A 728-nucleotide genomic window follows, 5' to 3' on the forward strand; every position below is an offset into this window, starting at 1 on the left:
CATTTCAACGCCAGAGAGCTTGGCTACCGGCAGTTATAACAGGAAAAGCTATGTGTATCTTCAATTGGCGAGCAATGAAGCACATACCTTGTATCAAGTGGCGAGTGATTACAGTCTGACCAGTCTTGTTGAAGTCACGAACGTCGATATTAATGAATTGACCTTCTTCTATCATTCCGTCAGTGATCAAAAATTGACGACCCGTTACATTGCACTCCCAAGCCGTATTGATGCCAGCACTTTTGTTGATTTACTCAACAATCGTGGTATGGAAACAAGCAGTATTGCACTGGATCATGTCGCTTCGCTTGTCACCATTGTCGATGACATCAACACCCTTATTGCTAACAATCAAACTGTCAGCGAAAGCGTTTTAGTCAACAGTGGTGAGTTCACGAATATTGTCAGCACAAACCTTAATGAATATAACAGTGAGTTTACGCGCATAGGTACGCTAGGATCGATTGGCGCTATACAAGCAGTGATTGATGAAGTGAATACCCATGTCACTGTGCTATCGCAAATTATGGCTTATGCCGACAACAGTTATGCCACGGGTTTAAGCTTTACGGATTTAGACAAGGTAATAGGATTAACTGGACTAAATGCGAATAACCACATTTATTACCAGACCTTGATTGCCGCAGAGGTTGGCAGCAATGTCGACACCAGTGCTAAATTGCAAACCTTGATCACCAGTGCCAACGCCAGTCAATCTCAAATTGACA

Annotated in this window: 1 protein-coding gene; it reads left to right on the forward strand. The window is 42.9% G+C overall.

The genetic code is table 11. The features are described 5' to 3' along the window. Window positions 1–52 precede the first annotated feature (52 nt). The coding region (locus VTH8203_RS17960; RefSeq protein WP_158296184.1) for a hypothetical protein at window positions 53–728 on the forward strand (676 nt) is incomplete at its 3' end.

It is taken from the genome of Vibrio thalassae (assembly GCF_900089835.1).
In the GTDB taxonomy this organism is placed as follows: Bacteria; Pseudomonadota; Gammaproteobacteria; order Enterobacterales; family Vibrionaceae; genus Vibrio; species Vibrio thalassae.